Source organism: Pseudomonas sp. NPDC087358 (assembly GCF_044900785.1).
Taxonomy (GTDB): domain Bacteria; phylum Pseudomonadota; class Gammaproteobacteria; order Pseudomonadales; family Pseudomonadaceae; genus Aquipseudomonas.
The window spans coordinates 102073-121640 of the sequence record NZ_JBJDOA010000017.1 but is presented as its reverse complement, the minus strand read 5'-3'; the positions used below and the strand labels follow the sequence as shown (position 1 = coordinate 121640).

The window sequence follows — 19568 nt, the reverse complement described above, 5'->3', positions numbered from 1 at the left end:
AGCACGGCTTGCCGACGGCGGCATCCTTGATAGCGCCACCACCGGCAAGCCGTGCCTGTCGGATGCAATTACCTTCGCCTGCCCTAGCGCACCAGATGCAGGAACTGCATGTGCCGCTCGTACTGGTCAAGGATGTCGTTGATTACCTGCTCCTTGGTGTAGCCCACCAGATCGTAGTCCTGGCTGCCCTCGCTCAAATGCACCTCGGCGCGATAGTAGCGACGGTTGTTCAACTGCTTGGAGCCCATGCCTGCGCGGGCAAACGACGGTGTGAAGTAGCCGCGCATGGCAACCTGGTAGATGAACGGGCGCTCTTCACCATGGCCGATCTCCAGGCTGACGGTGTCATGGGTCGGGTCAGGTTGCGTGACCACGCTGAGCCCTTTCTCGACGAACACCGCGGTGACATCTTCGATGGCCGGGCGAACGGTTTGATCAAGGAAACGGTACACCTCGTCACGAGACGGAAAATGCACCGCCTGGCTCAAGCGCTGACGCCAGCCGCCGCGCCTGGCACCCGACACCGGCGCCAGTGAATAGAGCTGCGCGATCTGTCGTTGTGATTCCATGTGAAACGCCTTGTGCAGGCCCCACATCATGGTCAGCAGGATCAGTGAAAACGGCAACGAGGTGAGCACCACTGCCGATTTCAGCGCGTCGATGCTGCCGGAGAACAACAACCCGCTGGTAATCAACGCCGTCATCACCCCCCAGAACACCCGCAGCCACTTCGGCCCGTCTTCGTCCGGGCTACCGCCCTTGGCCGAAAGCGTGGACAGCACCACCGTCCCCGAGTCAGCGGAGGTGACGAAGAACACGAAGCTGATGAATACCGTTACGGCAATGACCGTCTTGCTCCACGGGTAGTTTTGCAGCATCAGGTACAGCGTCATCGAAGGATCGTCGATGGCCGACTGACCCAGCGCCGCCATGCCGTGGTTGAGCACCAGATCGATCGCGCTGTTGCCGAAAATCGACATCCACGCCAGGGTGAAGCCCAGTGGAATCAACAGCACGCCACAGACAAATTCACGAATCGTGCGACCACGGGAGATACGCGCGATGAACAGCCCGACGAAGGGCGACCAGGCAATCCACCAGGCCCAATAGAACACCGTCCAGCCACCCAGCCAGTCGCTGGGCGCGTTGTAGGCGTAGACATCGAAACTCTTGGTCGGTAGCGCGCCCAGATAATCGCCGATGTTCTGCACCAGGGTATTGAGCAAATGCTGGGTGGGCCCGGCGAACAGAACGAACAGCAACAGCGCGCAGGCGAGCAGCATGTTGATGTCCGACATCACCCGCACGCCTTTATCGACCCCCGCCACCGCCACCAGGATGGCCGCGCCCATCATCAGGGTGATCAGGCCCACCTGAATCCAGTGGGTATGCGGCACTCCGAACAGGTAGTCCAGTCCCGAATTGAGGTGCAATACGCCAAAGCCCATGTCGGCACCCAACCCGAAGATGGTGGCGATGATGCCGAAGCCATCGACGGCATAGCCGATAGGGCCGTTGATGCGCTTGCCGATCAACGGGTACAGGGCTGAACGCAGCGCCAGTGGCAGATTGTGGCGATAGGCGAAGTAGGCCAGTGCCATGCCGACGAAGGCGAACACGCCCCAGCCATGCAGGCCCCAGTGCAGAAACAGCAGCTGCATGGCCTGGCGCGCCGATTCGGTGGTGCCACCCTCGCCTTGGGGCGGATGCATCAGGTGGGTCAGCGGCTCGGACACGCAAAAGAAGAACAAGGTGATGCTGATACCGGCGGCGAACAGCATGCCGGCCCAGGACAGGTAGCTGAATTCAGGCTCATCGTGATCGGCGCCGAGCTTGATCTTGCCGTAGCCGGAAATTGCCGTGACCACCACAAACAGCAGGTACAGGGTCATGGCCAGCATGTAATACCAACCCACCGTGTTGGCCGCCCAATTCTGGGCGACGAGCAACCACTGGCCGGCGGCCTCGGGAAAGCTGATGACGATCACCCCGAAGATCAGGATGAAGCTGGCGGCAAAATAGAAAACAGGGGCATTCATGCGTACCGGCGCGCTGTTCTGCGCGCTTGGGACACTCATGCGAATACCGCCTTGAGGGCGGGGAAAACGGTCATGCAAAGCGAATACGGCAAGGGTAGGCCTCCTGATATGAGCGGGCAGCGAACCACCGGTTTAACTTGATTGAACGTTCAATTAAAGCACGAAATAGGGGCGCAGGACCAATTGCCGGTCCTTGAACGCTAGCCCACCGAGGGCTTGGGCGCCCGGTTGAAGGCTTATGTACGGGGCTTTGAGGGGTATTGATTCTGGATCTTTCGGTGGCTGTCATGACGGCTTCGCGAGCAAGCTCACTCCTACAAGGTGACCCCATCAGCACCTGTAGGCGTGAGCTTGCTGGCGAAACGTCATGCACAACGTTGAGTCCCGCAGGCCTTACTTCTGACTGCCGTCATCATGCTGCAGATTGGCCTGATTGACGTTGCTGCCCGGCGGCACGCCACGGGTCAGCCAGACGTTGCCGCCGATGGTCGAGCCCTTGCCAATGGTGATGCGTCCCAAGATGGTGGCGCCGGCATAGATCACCACGTCGTCCTCGACGATGGGGTGGCGAGCGTGGCCCTTCTGCAGTTGGCCGTCTTCATCTGCCGGGAAGCGTTTGGCGCCCAGGGTCACGGCCTGATAGATCCGCACTCGCTCACCGATGATTGCCGTTTCGCCGATCACCACGCCCGTGCCGTGATCGATGAAAAAACTCTGGCCGATCTGCGCCCCCGGATGAATATCGATACCGGTGGCCGAGTGCGCCAGCTCCGAGCTGATCCGCGCCAGCAGTGGCAGGCCGTTGTTGTACAGATGATGCGCAAGACGGTGGTGAATCACCGCCAGTATCCCCGGGTAGCACAGCAACACCTCGTCGACACTGCGTGCCGCCGGATCACCGTGATAGGCAGCCAGGACATCGGTGTCGAGGATCCGGCGAATCTGCGGCAAGGCGCTGGCGAAGTCCTGTATCAAACGTTCGGCATACACGTCGGCACAGCTGGCGTCTTCGCCGCGTTGGCGGGCGACATAACGCAGTTCGAGTCGCGCCTGCTGCAACAGCGAGTTCAACGCGACATCCAGGGTATGGCCGACGTAAAAATCTTCGCTCTCTTCACGCAGGTCAACTGGGCCCAGCCGCATCGGGAACAAGGCACCGCCCAGGGCTTCGAGAATGTCGCGCAGCGCCTCGCGCGACGGTAGCTCGCGACCACCCTTCTCCCCACTGACACGGCCGTTGCGGGTGCGCCACTCATCACGTGCATTACGCAACTCGCCCACAATCCGCTGCAGCTGCCAGTGACCGGTCACGCCCTCGGCACAGTCTTGCGGGGACAGTTCGGGAATAGTGCTCACGCAGGTTTCTCCTCAATTCGACGGCTCGTCAGGCTGGACATGGCCGAAGTGGGATCACTGTACGGCAAACATTTGTGGCAAAAAAATAACAATTTTCGTGAGGCTTTAACCCAAGGCGCCAGGGAATCGTCCGGTTGCCCTGCGCGGATCGTCTGCCTATAGTCCAGCGACTCACTGGCAGACGTATCGACACCACCATGATCAAACACCAGCTTGACCGCTTTAACCGCCTGGAACTGCTCGGCGCGCCTACTGCGCTGGAGAAGCTCGAGCGCCTGTCGGCCTGGACGGGGCGTGACATCTACGTGAAACGCGATGACATCACGCCACTGGCGATGGGCGGCAACAAGCTGCGCAAACTCGAATACCTGGCTGCCGATGCCCTGGCGCAAGGCGCCGACACGCTGATCACCGCCGGCGCGATTCAGTCCAACCACGTTCGCCAGACCGCCGCGCTGGCGGCCAAGCTGGGCCTTGGCTGCGTCGCCTTGCTGGAAAACCCCATCGCCACCGAAGACCGCAACTACCTGAACAACGGTAACCGCCTGCTGCTGGAACTGTTCGACGCCAAAGTCGAGCTGGTGGAGAACCTGGACAACGCCGACGAGCAACTGCAGGCCCTTGCCGCGAGACTGCGCAACAGCGGCAAGAAGCCCTATCTGGTGCCGATTGGCGGCTCCAATGCCCTCGGCGCCCTGGGTTATGTCCGTGCAGGCTTTGAACTGGCCGAACAGATCCAGCAAAGCGGCGTGCAGTTCGCGGCCGTTGTTCTGGCCTCAGGCAGCGCCGGAACTCACAGCGGGCTGGCCCTGGCACTGGCCGAAGCGCTACCACAATTGCCGGTGATCGGTGTGACCGTATCGCGCCCGGAAGAAACCCAGGCGCCGAAGGTCCAGGCACTGGCCGAACGCACGGTGGAGCTGCTGGGCGAGCCGTTACCGTCGGCGTTCAAGGTGCACCTGTGGGACGAGTACTACGGCCCGCGTTATGGCGAACCGAACGCAGGAACCCTGGCGGCGATCAAGCTGGTGGCCAGCCATGAAGGTCTGTTGCTGGACCCGGTGTATACCGGCAAGGCCATGGCCGGTCTGCTGGACGGAATCGGCCGCCAGCGTTTCGACGAGGGTCCGCTGATCTTCCTGCACACCGGCGGAGCGCCCGCGTTGTTCGCGTACCCGGATGTGTTTTCGGTGCAGTGAGGGCATCGGATCTGTAGCAGCCGGCTTGCTGGCGAACCCGATGGACCTGCACCTGATGGGGTGGCTGACACACCGCGTTCGCCCGCAAGCCGGCTGCCACAGTCACGAGCAGGGAATCCACTCCGGCATATTCCTAAAATAGATAAGAACGTCATTTTTAATTATTTTTAATCCTATACGCCTGCTCTTATGATCGCCGCGAGCAACCGCAGCGCTGCCCGGCAGACCACTGAAAAAGCTGGATAAAGCTGCGATGCCACAGTAGTTTCGTCAGGTCTGACGCTTGCCTGACATTCCAATTAAAACAGGGGACTTTCATGAACATGTCTGCAATCCGCCGTACCTTCCTGCTCTCGGCCTTCAGCCTGGTGCTGGGCACCGGTCTGGTCACCCATGCCATGGCCGGCGAGCAACTGGAAACCATCAAGAAAAACGGCACCCTCAACGTCGGCCTGGAAGGCACTTATCCGCCATTCAGCTTCGTCGGCGCAGACAACAAGCTGACCGGTTTCGAGGTCGAGTTGTCCGAAGCCCTGGCCAAGGAACTGGGGGTCAAGGTCAAGCTGTCGGCGACCCCATGGGCTGGCATCCTTGCGGCACTGGAATCCAAGCGTCTGGACGTGGTGGTCAACCAGGTGACCATCTCCGATGAGCGCAAGAAGAAGTACGACTTCTCCGAGCCCTACACCGTCTCCGGTATTCAGGCGCTGGTGAAGAAAGAAAACGCCGGCAAGTTCCCGGAGCCCAAGGATCTGGACGGCAAGAAAGTCGGCGTCGGCCTGGGCACCAACTATGAAGAATGGCTGAAAACCAACGTTCCGGGCGCAGTCGTCAAAACCTACGACGATGATCCGACCAAATACGCCGACCTGCGCGTAGGCCGCATCGACGCCATTCTGGTGGATCGTCTTGCCGCGCTGGACCTGATCACCAAAACCAAAGATAACCTTGCCATTTCCGGCCCCGCGTTCTCGCGTCAGGAAGCCGGCATCGCCGTACGCAAAGGCGAGCCCGAGCTGCTCGACGCACTGAACAAGGCCCTGGACAAGCTGCGCGCCGATGGCACGCTGGCCAAGCTGTCGCAGAAGTACTTCCAGGCTGACGTGACCAAATGATTGGAGAGAAACTGCAGCTCGCGCTGGATTCCGCGCCCTTCCTGCTTCAGGGCGTGTATTACACCGTGGGCCTCAGCCTGGGCGCGATGTTTTTCGGATTGGTGCTGGGCTTCGGCCTGGCGCTGATGCGGCTGTCGAAAGTCCGGGTCATCAGCGGCATTGCCAGGGTCTATGTGTCGTTTTTCCGGGGCACGCCGCTGTTGGTTCAACTGTTCATGATCTATTACGGCCTGCCGGATTTCGGGATTGAACTCGATGCCATCAGCGCCGCCCTGATCGGTCTGTCCCTGAACATGGCAGCCTATGCCTGCGAGATCCTGCGCGCGGCCATCGGTGCCGTGGACAAGGGCCAATGGGAAGCCGCTGCGAGCATCGGCATGACCCGCGCCCAGACCATGCGTCGGGCGATCCTGCCTCAGGCTGCGCGCACGGCCTTGCCGCCGTTGGGCAACAGCTTCATCTCGCTGGTCAAGGACACCGCCATGGCGGCCACCATCCAGGTGCCGGAGGTGTTCCGCCAAGCGCAGTTGATCTCATCCAGGACCCTGGAAATCTTCACCATGTACTTCACCGTCGCGCTGATCTATTGGGTGTTGTGCAGCGTTCTGGCGCATTTTCAGAACCGCCTCGAAGCGCGGGCCAACCGCCACGATCTGGAGTCTTGAGGCATGATCACGGTTGAAAAACTGACCAAGCAATTCAAGGGCAACCAGGTGCTCAAGGGCATCGACCTGAACGTCGACCCCGGCGAAGTGGTGGCCATTATCGGACCCAGCGGATCGGGCAAGACCACCCTGCTGCGCTGCCTGAATTTCCTCGAAGAACCCACCAGCGGCACCATCGTGGTGGGCGACATCAAAATCGATGGCAGCCGACCGCTCAGCCAGCAACAAGGGCTGATCCGTCAGCTGCGTCAGCACGTCGGTTTCGTCTTCCAGAACTTCAATCTGTTTCCTCATCGCACCGCGTTGGAAAACGTCATCGAAGGCCCGATCGTGGTCAAGAAGATGCCCCGCGAGCAGGCCCTGGCACTGGGCCGCACACTGTTGGCCAAAGTCGGTCTGGCGGGCAAAGAAGACGCCTACCCGCGTCGCCTGTCCGGTGGCCAGCAGCAGCGTGTAGCCATTGCCAGGGCCCTGGCGATGGAGCCGGAGGTGATCCTGTTCGACGAGCCTACATCGGCGCTCGACCCGGAACTGGTGGGTGAGGTGCTCAGTACCATCCGGGCACTGGCGCAGGAAAACCGCACCATGGTCATTGTCACCCACGAGATGAGTTTTGCTCGCGATGTGGCCAACCGCGTGGTGTTCATAGACAAGGGCGTCATTGTCGAACAGGGCGAAGCCAAGGCCTTGTTCGCCAACCCGCAAGAAGAACGAACCCGGCAGTTTCTGGAACGCAGCAGAAATTAGCCAGCCCACACGTTTGGAAAACGGCGCCAATCAGCGCCGTTTTTTTTGCCCAATATTTGGAAAAAGTTCGATTGAGCGAAACTGCGGCGATGAAGCCCGGGCCTACCAACGATTTCTATCCATTTTTTCAATACAAGCCGCCAACCCGCCGCCTGGCAGCCAGCCGCGTAGTTTGACTTCCTGCCTTCCTACAAATAACGCCTTAAGTACATGTTTGAACAGGTTCACCCCAGAGCCTATCGGACTGTTAACGGGAGAAAGTAGGACACTGCCCTAATGGAGACAACTAGCTGACAATATATGAGCGTAGGAAAGGTCTCTTTATATTGCACAAAAACTCTTATAGCTCTTTTACCATTGACAGATACCGCGCAACACAATTAGCTCAAAAGCAACTTCCAGAACCTTCGCGAAAAAATAACAAGCGCCGATCTGCCACTGTTTGTAAGGTTTGCCAACCCTGCGCATCGAGCGTGTACTAACGACATCGTTCTCAAGTTGCAGCCGCGATTGCATATGACTCGCGGCATGCGTTATTTCAGGCTCAATATCAAAAGAGTATTCGAAGATGATCCGTACCCCCGTCAGTCGCCCGCAGCTCAAGCTTTTGCCACCCTCTCTGCCACAGTCGAACAAACAGGGTATCGGCGCCTTGGCAGCCGCCAACTTAAGAGTGCACATCGGTCCCTATCCACAAATGGAATGCGGCGATCTGATCGAACTGTTCTGGGGTGACTGTTATGTTGCGTCAACACTTTTGTCAGAGTCCGACGTCGGCCATACATCAGTCCTACATGTACCCGCGAGTTTCCTACAAAGCGGCAAGGTGAAGACCTACTACCGAGTCACGAAAATCGGCAGCGAACCTGTCAGATCCCCCTCCTGCAAACTTTGGGTCAAACTGGAGACTCCCGGCGGTCATTTGGTCAGCGCCGATGGAGAGGAAAATCAGGGATTGGCACCCGTCACGTTCGGCGAATCACTCATGCGCCACGGCATCGACAAGCAGCAACTCAAAAAGGGCGTGCAAGTCACTATCGATACATATCCGAACATGGCCGTTTACGACGAGATCACGCTGCGCTGGGGCGATTTACGCTGGGACTTGCCGCCGTTGACCCAGGATTGTGTCGGCAGCGCCATCAAGGTTCAGGTGCCGCCCGTTCTGATCCGCGAAGCCGGAGATGACCAGCATCTGGAGGTGACCTACTGCGTCATCGACCGGGTAGGCAACAATTCGCGTTGGGCGCCATCACGCTCGATCACGGTCTGCATCTGCGGCCCACGCTCCGTTGAGGCTTGAAGCCTGGCGCCTTCAATACGCGGTCGCGGCGCATACTAGCGGGGCCGCGACACACCGGGTCAGTGTGAGCCGCACCACGGATTCGACGCTGAAGAGAAACATCCCACAGCGTGCATCACGCCGCTCCTACAGTCCCGCGCACGAATGCCGGCAAGTCCGCTGCTAGCCTCAGGGCATTCGCGCACGAGACATTCGCCATGCACCACAAAGCCATCATCAAGTACCTGATCCTTTTGCTGCTATTGAGCTCTTGCCTGGCTTACGCGCATGCCGTGTGAGGGAGGTAGAGGTGTCCGTTTCACCTTCTATGCTTATTCCAAAATGCTAGTTTATTTAATTTTTATACACGCTTAGGGTATATGCACCGGACCACCGGACCCCTGTCAGTTTTCCTGCCGCAATGCGGCTTTGATTCGAGGTTCGTATGGTCACGCACAACCACCCCAGTGCACCTGCTCGCGAAGGTCGTCATCATGACTGAGCTGAGCGCCCATTCAGTCCAGCACACCCTGGACGTTGCTCCTGCCCTGCTGCCCGCCAAGGTGCTGCGCGATGACGCCGAGGCGATCGCCGCCGCTGAAGAGCTTGCGGCGATTGTCCGGGTCAATGCTGCCACGCGAGATCGCGAGCGTCAGTTGCCCTGGGCTGAGATCGAATTGTTCACCCGCAGCGGCCTGGGCAGTATGGCTATCCCCCGCGCGTATGGCGGCCCTGAGGTATCGTTCGTCACCGTGGCCAAAGTGTTCGCCATCCTCTCGGCCGCAGACCCTGCGCTCGGGCAGATTCCTCAGAACCATTTCGGCATTCTCAATTCCCTGACGGGCAGCGCCAGCGACGCACAGAAAAAAGTGCTGTTCGACAGCGTCATCAATGGCGCACGCATTGGCAATGGCGGCCCGGAACGCGGCACCAAAAACACTCTGGATGTGAAAACCCGCCTGACCGCCGACGGCGACGGGTTCCTGCTCAACGGTCGCAAGTTCTACTCCACGGGCGCGCTGTTCGCACACTGGGTTGCGGTCAAGGCGATCAACGACGACGGCAATCAGGTACTGGTATTCGTGCCTCGCGGCAGCCAGGGCCTGCACATCATCGATGACTGGTCAGGTTTCGGTCAGCGCACCACCGCCAGCGGCAGCGTGCTGCTGGAAAACGTGCGGGTCGGCGGCGAGTTGGTCGTTGAAAACTGGAAGCTGGGATTGTCGCCCAATATTCAGGGCGCGGTATCGCAACTGATTCAAGCGGCCATCGACGCCGGTATCGCCCGTGAAGCGGTCGACGACAGCATTCGCTTCGTGCGCGAGCGTTCTCGCCCATGGATCGAGGCCAACGTCGAGCGCGCCAGCGATGACCCTTATGTCATCGCCGACATCGGCAAGCTGAAGCTGGAGCTGCATGCCGCCGAAGCGTTGCTGCACAAGGCTGGCCGGGTGCTGGACGAAATCGCTGCCGCGCCGATCGATGCGCAGTCCGCGGCACGGGCGTCCATCGTGGTCGCCGAAGCCAAGGTGCTGACCACCGACATCGCGCTGCAGGCCAGCGAGAAGCTGTTCGAGCTGTCTGGCAGCCGCGCCACCCTGGCCGAGTTCAACCTCGATCGGCACTGGCGCAACGCCCGGGTTCACACCCTGCACGACCCTGTGCGCTGGAAGGTCCACGCCGTCGGCGCCTGGCACCTCAACGGCACGCTGCCTGCCCGCCACTCCTGGATCTGACCAGACCACTGGAAAAACACTTATGAGCATTCAATCCTTGCCCCGTGCACCGCATGCGGCCCTCGCAACTGTGGTCATTCAAGACGACGCCCAAGCGCTGCAGATCGCCCGCGAACTGGCTGGCACGTTCGCGCCAGACAGCGCCGTTCGTGATCGCCAGCGCCGGCTGCCGCATCTGGAACTGGAGCGCTTTTCCCGATCCGGGCTGTGGGGCATCAGCGTGCCGAAAGCCTTCGGCGGCGCGGGTGTGTCAAACGTTACCCTGGCCGAAGTGATCCGCATCATTTCCGCGGCCGATGGCTCGCTGGGACAGATCCCACAGAATCATTTCTACGCCCTGGAAGTGCTGCGCGTGAACGGCAGCCCAGAACAACAACGGCGCTTGTATGCCGAAGTGCTCGAGGGCTTGCGTTTCGGTAATGCCTTGGCCGAACTGGGCACCAAGACCGCCCACGACCGCACCACCCGTCTGAGTCGCGATGGCCAGGGCTGGCGCATCAATGGTCGCAAGTTCTACGCCACCGGCGCGCTGTATGCCCAGCGGATTCCGACCTCGGTGATCGATGACAACGGCATCCAGCAGCTGGCCTTCGTGCCGGCGGATGCAGCGGGCCTGAGCGTGATCGACGACTGGAGCGGCTTCGGCCAGCGCACCACGGGCAGCGGCTCGGTGGTCTTCGACAATGTGTATGTCAGTGCCGACGACGTGGTGCCATTCCAGAGCGCCTTCGAGCGTCCCACGACCGTCGGCCCGCTGGCGCAGATCCTCCACGCTGCCATCGACACCGGCATTGCTCGCGCAGCCTTCGAAGACGCGTTGCAGTTTGTGCGCACGCGTACCCGTCCGTGGATCGATTCCGGGATAGACAAAGCCGTGGACGATCCACTGACGCTACACAGCTTCGGCAAGCTCGGAATTCGCCTGCATGCCGCCGAGGCCTTGCTCGAACGCGCGGGGCAGTACCTCGATCAGGCCCAGGCCGACAGCACGGCCGACAATCTGGCGGCCGCTTCGATTGCTGTCGCCGAAGCCCGCGCCATCAGCACTGAAATCTCTCTGGCGGCCGGCAGCACGCTGTTCGAACTGGCCGGCTCCCAAGCGACCCTGGCCGAGCACGGTCTGGATCGCCACTGGCGCAATGCGCGGGTGCATACCCTGCATGACCCGGTGCGCTGGAAGTATCACGCCATTGGCAATTACTACCTCAATGACGTCAACCCACCACGTCGGGGGACGATCTGATGAGCAAGAAAAAGATTCTGCTCAATGCGTTCAACATGAACTGCATCGGCCATATCAACCACGGTTTCTGGACGCACCCACGCGACACTTCGACCCAATACAAGACCGTCGAATACTGGACGCATCTGGCTCAACTGCTCGAGCGCGGGCTGTTTGACGGGCTGTTCATCGCCGACATCGTCGGCGTCTACGACGTGTACCAGCGATCGATCGACGTCCCGCTCAAGGAGTCGATCCAGTTGCCGGTCAATGACCCGCTGCTGCTGGTGTCGGCCATGGCCGCCGTCACCCGAAACCTGGGTTTCGGCCTGACCGCCAACCTGACTTACGAGGCGCCGTACCTGTTCGCCAGACGCATGTCGACGCTCGATCACCTGACCCGCGGCCGTGTGGGCTGGAACATCGTCACCGGGTATCTGGACAGCGCCGCCAAGGCCATGGGGCTCAAGGAGCAGATCGAGCACGATCGTCGTTACGACCAGGCCGATGAATACCTGGAAGTGCTCTACAAGCTGTGGGAAGGCAGCTGGGAAGACGACGCCGTGATCGAAGACCGCCAGGCGCGGGTCTATGCCCAACCCGAGAAAGTGCATTACGTGCGGCACAGCGGCGAGTTCTATCAGGTGGAGGGTTATCACCTGTGCGAACCGTCGCCGCAGCGTACGCCCGTGCTGTTTCAGGCAGGTAGCTCGGACCGGGGCTTGCAGTTCGCTGGCCACAACGCCGAGTGCGTGTTCATCAGCGGCCAGAACAGACCCGCCACCCGCGAACAGGTGGACAAAGTCCGCGCCAGTGCCGTGGCGGCCGGGCGCAGTCCGGACGACATCAAGGTATTCATGGGGCTTAACGTCATCGTCGCCGCGACCGAACAAGCGGCCTGGGCCAAACACGCCGAATACCTGGAATACGCCAGCGCCGAAGCCGGCCTGGCCCATTTCGCTGCCTCAACCGGCATCGACTTCGCCGACTACGAGTTGGACGAACCCATCCAGCATGTCAAAGGCAACGCCATCCAATCGGCAACCCGGATGCTCAAGAACAACGACTGGACGCGCCAGAAATTGCTCGATCAACACGCGCTGGGCGGGCGTTACATCACCGTGGTCGGCTCCCCTGAGCAGGTGGCTGACGAGCTGGAATCGTGGATCGCCGAGACCGGCCTGGACGGCTTTAACCTGACCCGCATCGTGACCCCTGAAAGCTATGAAGACTTCATCGACCTGGTGATCCCCGAATTGCAACGGCGAGGCTCCTACAAGACTGCCTACGAGCAAGGCACCCTGCGCGAAAAGCTGTTTGCCGAGGGTGGCCCGCGGCTGCCCGAGCGGCATGCGGGCGCGGGTTTTCGGGTTACTCATCAATGATTCGCGTCGACTGACCTGAAGCAATCGCAAGCAAGCTCACTCCTACAGTAGATCGCGGCGTTCACACATGCTGCGGCGGATCATCCCTTGTAGGAGGAGCTTGCTCGCGATTGCCGACTCCGTGCACAGCCAATACTCAATCAGACCACTGAACCGGACACCCCATCATGAGCAAAACTCTACTCACCCTGGCCCTCTCACTCGGTCTCTTCGCCGGTTTCACCCAGGCCGCCGATCAACCGTTGAAAGTCGGCACCACCGCCGCTTTTGCCATTCCGCTGGAAGCGGCTGTGGCCGAAGCCGACAAGCAGGGTCTGAAAGTCGAACTGGTCGAATTCACCGACTGGATCGCCCCCAACGTCAGCCTCAACGCCGGGGATATCGACGTGAATTACTTCCAGCACATTCCGTTTCTGGAAAACGCCAAGGCCGCGTCCGGCTTTAATCTGGAGCCTTACGCGCAAGGCATCATCAACAACGTGGGGCTGTATTCGAAAAAATACAAAAGCTTCGATGAGCTGCCCACCGGCGCCAGCGTGGCCATCGCCAACGACCCCATCAACGGCGGGCGCGGGTTGCAACTGCTGGCCAAGGCCGGCTTGATCACGCTCAAACCGGGGGTCGGCTACAAGGCCACCGAAGACGACATCACTGCCAACCCCAAGAAAATCAAACTGATTCAGGTCGAGGCGGTACAGCTGGTGCGCGCCTACGATGACGCCGATCTGGTTCAGGGCTACCCGGCCTACATCCGCCTGGCCAAGACCTTCGATGCAGGTTCGGCCATTCTTTTCGACGGCCTCGATCATCCTGAATACGTCATTCAATTCGTGATCAGACCCGACCACAAGAATGATCCGCGGCTGGCCAAATTCATCGACATCTACCAGCACTCGCCGGTGGTGCGTGCTTCGCTGGACAAGGTCAACGGCACGCTGTACCAGGTCGGCTGGAAGAACTGAACATGAACGCAACCGTGCAACGCACCCTGCCACAGGAAGAGCCAACCCCGCATTCCGCCACTCAGGCGCGCCTGCACCCGGACAAGGCGCATGCTCACGTGCGCTTCAGCCAGCTCGGCAAGGTTTATCAAGGTCCGCAAGGGCCGGTGCCGGCGCTGCAAGGCATCGATCTGGATATCCAGCGCGGCGAGGTGTTCGGCATCATCGGCCGTAGCGGTGCAGGCAAGTCATCGCTGATTCGCACCATCAACCGTCTGGAACAGCCCAGCAGCGGCCGGGTATTGATCGATCAGATAGACATCGCCGGATTCAACGAAGACAAGCTGGTGGAACTGCGCCGGCGCATCGGCATGATCTTCCAGCACTTCAACCTGATGTCGGCGAAAACCGTCTGGCAGAACGTCGAATTGCCCTTGAAAGTCGCCGGTGTGCCCAAGCAGCAGCGTCAGCGCAAGGTCACCGAACTGCTGGAGCTGGTAGGCCTGCGCGATAAGCACAAAGCCTATCCCGCGCAGCTCTCTGGTGGGCAGAAACAGCGCGTCGGCATCGCCCGCGCGCTGGTGCACGACCCGGCCATTCTGTTGTGCGACGAAGCCACCTCGGCACTGGACCCCGAGACCACTCAATCGATCCTCGGGCTGCTGCGAGAGATCAATCGGCGTCTGGGCCTGACGATCATCCTGATCACCCACGAGATGGCGGTCATCCGCGAAATCTGCGACCGGGTGGTGGTACTCGAGCGCGGTCAGATCGTCGAGCAAGGCCCGGTCTGGCAGGTGTTCGGCGACCCGCAGCATGAGGTCAGCAAGACCCTGCTGGCACCGCTGCAGCATGCGCTGCCCGAAGACATCCAGGCGCGTTTGCAGGCGCAGCCGGACGACAAGCACTCAAGCGTCGTGCTCGATTTGCAATTTACCGGCAGCAACGGCCAGGAGCCTGACCTGTCGGCGCTGTTCAGCGCATTCGGCGGCCGAGTCAGCCTCTTGCACGGCGGTGTCGAACGCATTCAGGGGCGTGCTCTGGGGCGTCTGTTGCTGGCAATCAATCACTCGCCGTTGTCGGTGGAAGAACTGCTCATCCGCGCTCGCAAGCAGGCGCAACACGCAAAGGTACTGGGTTATGTGGCTTGATCGACTGTGGCAAGGCGTCCTCGATACCTTCCTGATGGTCGGGGTGTCGTCGCTGATCGCGCTGATCCTGGGCATTCCCCTGGCGGTGATCCTGGTCACCAGCGGCAAAGGCGGCATCTTCGAAGCGCCCAATGTGAACCGGGTGCTAGGCGCCTTCGTGAATATCTTCCGCTCGGTGCCGTTTCTAATCCTGATGGTGGCACTGATCCCCTTCACCCGGCTGATCGTCGGCACCACTTATGGCGTCTGGGCCGCTGTCGTGCCACTGACCATCGCCGCCACGCCGTTCTTTGCACGCATCGCCGAAGTCAGCCTGCGCGAAGTCGATCATGGCCTGATCGAGGCTGCGCAAGCCATGGGTTGCCGACGCTGGCACATCGTCTGGCACGTGCTCCTGCCCGAAGCCCTGCCAGGCATCGTCGGCGGTTTCACCATCACGCTGGTGACCATGATCAACTCCTCGGCCATGGCCGGTGCAATCGGCGCCGGCGGCCTGGGCGACATCGCCTACCGCTACGGTTATCAGCGCTTTGATACACAGGTAATGCTCACCGTCATCGTGTTGCTGGTGGTGTTGGTGGCATTGATCCAACTGGGTGGGGATCGGTTGGCGGTGCGGTTGAATAAGCGGTAAATGGGTAGGAGCTTTCCCCTGAAAAGGTGCGAAAGCTCCATTTATTTTCGAGAAAGGAATTGCTTCAGTTAAATCCGCTAGCCTCCCGGCCCTTGAAAGGTTGAATCACTCGGAGGCTGGCAGATGCAAGAGGTGGAATTATCAGACGCTGTTTTCAGTACGGTTCATGAATTGCAGAAAGAAGGGGTGAATCTCGGATCCTCGAGCCTAGTAGCATTCAATTTGCGAATCTCGATGATGACCTCATGCCCAGGCACGTTAATACTCCCTTCGCAGTCGTGGACAACGGGTGCCATGGCTCATGAGTTAGTCAAAGGCGTACGGACGAACCCATCGTTACCCGAGACCACGTTTGAAACGCTTTGGGAATGTACGAAGGCGCATTACGGCTTGACCGCCGCAACAGCGATTACGGCCTCAGCAGGAATCCCAATCAGCAAAACAGCCGTCGGAGCATGGGTGCACGCTGGCTCAAGCAGAACGACCAACCTCGCCAGCCTGATCGGCATGCGCTTCTTCCCCCGCACACTCATCCGCCAACCGACGGCGGCGAGGATGGCAAAAGCCACATTCGGCACAGTGAGGGTCTTCGGCGTTATCGGAAGAGGAATTCCCTTCGTGGCCGCAGGGCTGGCAGTATTCGATCTGGTGAGCATTGGTCTGTGTGCATACGAGGCGAGAAATGGAAAACAAAGCTGATCGGGCGCAGCTAACTCAGGAAGTGATTGAGCTTTTTGTTTCTATCATTGGCTTTATCCCGCAAGAAACCGTCACGTCTGCTACCAATTTCATTCGCGACTTCGACATCATTGATGACGATCTCACCTGTTTCATGATGCAGGTGAAGTGGCAATACAAACTGAAGCCAACGCCTGAAGATTGGGCACGGATCGAAACCATCGACGAGGTGGTCGATTTGATCGTTGCTGAGCAATTGATCAAAACCTGAGCGGGGGTATATTGGCGGCTTTCCCCGCTCAGATGGCCGCACGATGAAACTCGATCCGCAGGACCTCGCTCAGATCACCGCCACCACGCTAGGCAACTACGACGACGTCGCCGAAGGCTTTCGTGAGGGCACACGGGATCATGATGTCAGCCAGAACATCGAGGCGTTGCTGCGTAATGTCCAAGGCGTTGCGCCGTTTGAGATTCTCGATTTTGGCTGCGGCCCGGGCCGTGATCTGCAGACGTTTACCGCGATGGGCCACATCGCCACGGGCCTGGACGGCTCGGCGCGATTTGCCGAAATGGCTCGCCTCGACAGCGGTTGCCAGGTGCTGCATCAGAATTTTCTCGAGCTCGACCTGCCTGCCGAGCGCTTCGACGGCATTTTTGCCAACGCCTCTTTGTTTCACATCCCACGACAGGAACTGCCGCGCATATTGCGGCAGCTACGCGCCGCCTTGAAGCCCGGCGGCGTGCTGTTCAGCTCCAACCCTCGCGGCAACAATCAGGAAGGCTGGAAAGGCGAGCGATACGGCTCGTTTCACGATCTGGAGTCCTGGAGCGCACTGCTGATCGAAGCCGGATTTGGGGAAGTCGAGCACTATTACCGCCCAGAGGGCCTGCCAAGAGAGCAGCAGCCTTGGCTGGCAAGCGTCTGGCGCAGGGTTTGAAGCCCAGCACGTGACTGCTTCTGCCCGGAGGGCGTGGGAGACTCTATGGCTTCAAACAACCGCCTCAAGCAGCTTTGGTCGATCGCGCCGCCTGCTTTTGATTCTGGCCGAAGGCCGTGGGAGTTGGCTCGCCGACGATCTGCCGCGAAGCGGTAGCAAACCGGCAGCCTCGCAAGTGTCGGACTACAACGGCATGAGATATGACACTCACCTGTCCTGGGACTGATAGACAACCATTGCGCCATCAGGCTCGATTGCCGTAATGCTGTTCGCGGTGAACCACTGACCATCGACCTCGCGCATTTGCCCATCAAAGTTCGCTACTAGCCTGGTGCCATCGGCGAAGGTCGTTCGTTGTACCTGCCGATCCTCGGTCAGCCAGTCGAACCGCGTCATGGCTTGATTGCCCAGCCGCTCATGCAGCGGCTTGAAGAACGCATCCTGTCGCTGCATGGCCTGCAGTCGGTCGTGCAAGGTAGCGCGGCTCAAGTGGTAGAGCGGTGGCACGTTGTACAGCAATTGGGTGAGTTCGTTCTGCGTCCTGACATTGCTCAGCTTCAGGCTGTCGAACAGCCAGTGATGAGTGGTGATGATCGAGCCATGGAACACTGACTGGTAAAGCGGCAGGCGTGTCGTGGGGTCGAAATGTACGGTGTGATAAGGCTCTTTGATCGGCACGGCGTTGAAGAACACGCCGGGCTGTTCTGGCGGGTACCAGCTGCCCATGTACGAGGATGATTTGCTGTTCTGGTTGAGCTGCGGGTCACCCCAGCCGATCACTGGGGTCTGCATGCCATGAGCGAAAAGAATGCCTTCAGCCGTAAGCGCATTGCCATCCTCCGAACCTGCGACCATTTCCTGTGTTTCGGCCACCCAGCGTGAAGCGTCGATATTGCCAGCCGCATTTTGCGCCTGCGTCATGGTGGCACCGCGACGGTAACTGTCGAACACCATTGCCGTAGCGTATGCATCAAGGAACCAGCTGTTGAAACCGGCGGCGCCCCGAATCGCCTCGATCCGCGCCTCAAGCAATGGCCGCACGCAATGCGGATCGGTGTAATGCCCGGACTGCTGGAAGCCGGACTTGAACGTGCCATCGCGCAACACGACTGCGCAATAGCGATGAGCATCGCCGCCCAGATGGGCAGTGGTCCACTCCGGGTTTTCACCGGCTGATAATGCCGTCTGGTATGAGTCGTAGGGCGCGATCAGATACCCCGCCCGCACCGCCGCGCGAACGGCTTCGGGGTGCCACAGGCCACCTTCCCACCCTTCACCCAGGCCGAGCCACAGACCAGACAGCCCCGCAGCGCGCAAATCCCGAATCAAGGCCTCGGACAACGTCCCGCCCCAAGCGGACGGTTGCTCGATGAGCGCGTCGGTAAACAGCTGGGCGATTTTCTTGCGCAGCTCCCCATAACCCGAGGCAAGACGTTGCATATCCGGCAGCGCGTCATGCTGCCAGCCTTGCCTGGCGAGCGCATTGACAGCAGCGTTGAGGCCGCGCAATACAACCGCCTGCTCCCAGTGCTGCAATGATGCAGGTTTTCGGTCAAGTATCGCGCCTGCTTCCCGGTCCAGGTGACCACGCAGCCGAACGGCCAGCGGGGCAGGTGACCCAAGGACGTCGACCAGTCGCTTCCAGGATCGGACATCAGCCGGACCCAGCAGATCATTGCCCCACAGGTAAACGTGCGTCGCGCCAAGCAACTTGCGACCGTCGGGCGTCCGGTTGAATTTTTCGTCGAGGGTCTGGTAGGTACCGTTATCGATCAACCACTGTCGGTAACGGCGTGCTCCTGCCAGTGGATCCGCGTCGCCCAGATACAAGCGCAGCGTCATGGGGGCGCTGACGTCGAGCGAGGTGAACTCATGACTCAACGAAATGGCCAGCGCATCCTGTTGTGGTTTCAGTTGCAGACGGTTGTTGAACGGATTGGTCAGCAACCAGGTGAGGCTGAACGCCTCATGATGCATGCCCCACAACGGCAAACTCAGATCCTGCGTGGTGTTGAGTTCGCCCTGCGCGGACAGAAACCGTTGCCAGACCCCATCGCCACGCGGGACATAATGCCCCTCAGCGAGCGGCCAGATCAGCGCCTTACCCGTCGCCTCTGGCGGCTGGTCGAGCAACTCCAGCACCCCCGGATCACGTGCTTCCACCGTCAGCAATAACTCGCGCTGTTCAAGCCGTGCCTCGATCAGCCAGGCGCCCTCGTCCCATTGCCACACCAGCCGATTCGCGTCTGTTTCGTAGCGGCTGACACGATGAGTACTGACACCGCGTGAAGCCTGCACCGCTGACTGCCCGGCCGGCACCACCTGAATGGCCAACGTTGCCGGATCCAGTTCGACCCGCCAGAGGTCGTTTTCAAGCGTTGCACCGCCAGCAAGGGGCGCGAACAGCCATGCGCAGAAGCACAGCAGGTGACGTAAACGCGATGAAAGAAGGAGCACAGCGACACCCGCCCGGCGAT

17 protein-coding genes are annotated in these 19568 nt (G+C 60.1%); 14 read left to right on the top strand and 3 right to left on the bottom strand.

The window, feature by feature from the left end; translation table 11 throughout:
* Positions 1-83: 83 nt before the first annotated feature.
* Together betT and epsC are read right to left on the bottom strand one after the other, a co-directional pair.
* On the bottom strand, positions 84-2078 hold the full coding sequence (betT, locus tag ACI2KS_RS27255) for a choline transporter BetT (protein ID WP_404624132.1): 1995 nt from the start codon (positions 2076-2078) through the stop codon (positions 84-86).
* A 354-nt stretch (positions 2079-2432) separates the two neighbouring features.
* Complete coding sequence (epsC, locus tag ACI2KS_RS27250; RefSeq protein ID WP_404624131.1) at positions 2433-3395, bottom strand: serine O-acetyltransferase EpsC; 963 nt, start codon at positions 3393-3395, stop codon at positions 2433-2435.
* A 197-nt stretch (positions 3396-3592) separates the two neighbouring features.
* Here epsC and ACI2KS_RS27245 point away from each other — a divergent pair, with 197 nt between their 5' ends.
* The 14 genes from ACI2KS_RS27245 (at position 3593) to ACI2KS_RS27180 (ending at position 17091) form a co-directional block, all read left to right on the top strand.
* A complete protein-coding gene (locus ACI2KS_RS27245; protein WP_404624130.1) occupies positions 3593-4594 on the top strand; it encodes a D-cysteine desulfhydrase in 1002 nt (333 codons plus the stop codon).
* Positions 4595-4911: 317 nt separating this feature from the next.
* Positions 4912-5709 (top strand): cystine ABC transporter substrate-binding protein, encoded by a 798-nt coding sequence (gene tcyJ / locus ACI2KS_RS27240; protein WP_404624129.1) that lies wholly within the window; start codon positions 4912-4914, stop codon positions 5707-5709.
* Positions 5706-6374 carry a cystine ABC transporter permease gene (gene tcyL, locus ACI2KS_RS27235; RefSeq protein ID WP_404624128.1) on the top strand — a complete coding sequence of 223 codons (669 nt, stop codon included), beginning with the start codon at positions 5706-5708 and terminating at the stop codon, positions 6372-6374. The genes tcyJ and tcyL overlap by 4 nt, the downstream gene beginning before the upstream one ends.
* Before the next feature lie 3 nt (positions 6375-6377).
* Positions 6378-7121: an L-cystine ABC transporter ATP-binding protein TcyN gene (tcyN, locus tag ACI2KS_RS27230; RefSeq protein ID WP_404624127.1), complete on the top strand. Its 744-nt coding sequence runs from the start codon at positions 6378-6380 to the stop codon at positions 7119-7121.
* Positions 7122-7689: 568 nt separating this feature from the next.
* A complete protein-coding gene (locus ACI2KS_RS27225; RefSeq protein ID WP_404624126.1) occupies positions 7690-8424 on the top strand; it encodes a hypothetical protein in 735 nt (244 codons plus the stop codon).
* 473 nt (positions 8425-8897) lie between these two features.
* On the top strand, positions 8898-10139 hold the full coding sequence (locus tag ACI2KS_RS27220) for an SfnB family sulfur acquisition oxidoreductase (RefSeq protein ID WP_404624125.1): 1242 nt from the start codon (positions 8898-8900) through the stop codon (positions 10137-10139).
* 22 nt (positions 10140-10161) lie between these two features.
* Positions 10162-11382, top strand: coding sequence for an SfnB family sulfur acquisition oxidoreductase (locus ACI2KS_RS27215; protein ID WP_404624124.1), 1221 nt, complete (start codon positions 10162-10164; stop codon positions 11380-11382).
* Complete coding sequence (locus ACI2KS_RS27210) at positions 11382-12746, top strand: LLM class flavin-dependent oxidoreductase (RefSeq protein ID WP_404624123.1); 1365 nt, start codon at positions 11382-11384, stop codon at positions 12744-12746. Before ACI2KS_RS27215 ends, ACI2KS_RS27210 begins: the two co-directional genes overlap by 1 nt.
* A gap of 167 nt (positions 12747-12913) precedes the next feature.
* Positions 12914-13708, top strand: a complete 795-nt coding sequence (locus tag ACI2KS_RS27205) for a MetQ/NlpA family ABC transporter substrate-binding protein (RefSeq protein ID WP_404624122.1) — start codon at positions 12914-12916, stop codon at positions 13706-13708.
* Between the two features lie 2 nt (positions 13709-13710).
* On the top strand, positions 13711-14838 hold the full coding sequence (locus tag ACI2KS_RS27200) for a methionine ABC transporter ATP-binding protein (RefSeq protein ID WP_404624121.1): 1128 nt from the start codon (positions 13711-13713) through the stop codon (positions 14836-14838).
* Positions 14828-15472: a methionine ABC transporter permease gene (locus ACI2KS_RS27195; RefSeq protein WP_404624120.1), complete on the top strand. Its 645-nt coding sequence runs from the start codon at positions 14828-14830 to the stop codon at positions 15470-15472. The genes ACI2KS_RS27200 and ACI2KS_RS27195 overlap by 11 nt, the downstream gene beginning before the upstream one ends.
* Positions 15473-15595: 123 nt before the next feature.
* Positions 15596-16171, top strand: coding sequence for a hypothetical protein (locus ACI2KS_RS27190; RefSeq protein ID WP_404624119.1), 576 nt, complete (start codon positions 15596-15598; stop codon positions 16169-16171).
* On the top strand, positions 16155-16421 hold the full coding sequence (locus tag ACI2KS_RS27185) for an acyl carrier protein (protein WP_404624118.1): 267 nt from the start codon (positions 16155-16157) through the stop codon (positions 16419-16421). The genes ACI2KS_RS27190 and ACI2KS_RS27185 overlap by 17 nt, the downstream gene beginning before the upstream one ends.
* Positions 16422-16464: 43 nt before the next feature.
* Entirely contained in the window at positions 16465-17091 is a 627-nt protein-coding gene (locus ACI2KS_RS27180) for a class I SAM-dependent methyltransferase (RefSeq protein WP_404624117.1), read from the top strand.
* Between the two features lie 207 nt (positions 17092-17298).
* On the opposite strand, the gene ACI2KS_RS27175 is transcribed toward ACI2KS_RS27180, so the two are convergent.
* Complete coding sequence (locus tag ACI2KS_RS27175) at positions 17299-19548, bottom strand: glycoside hydrolase (protein WP_404624116.1); 2250 nt, start codon at positions 19546-19548, stop codon at positions 17299-17301.
* Positions 19549-19568 lie beyond the last annotated feature (20 nt).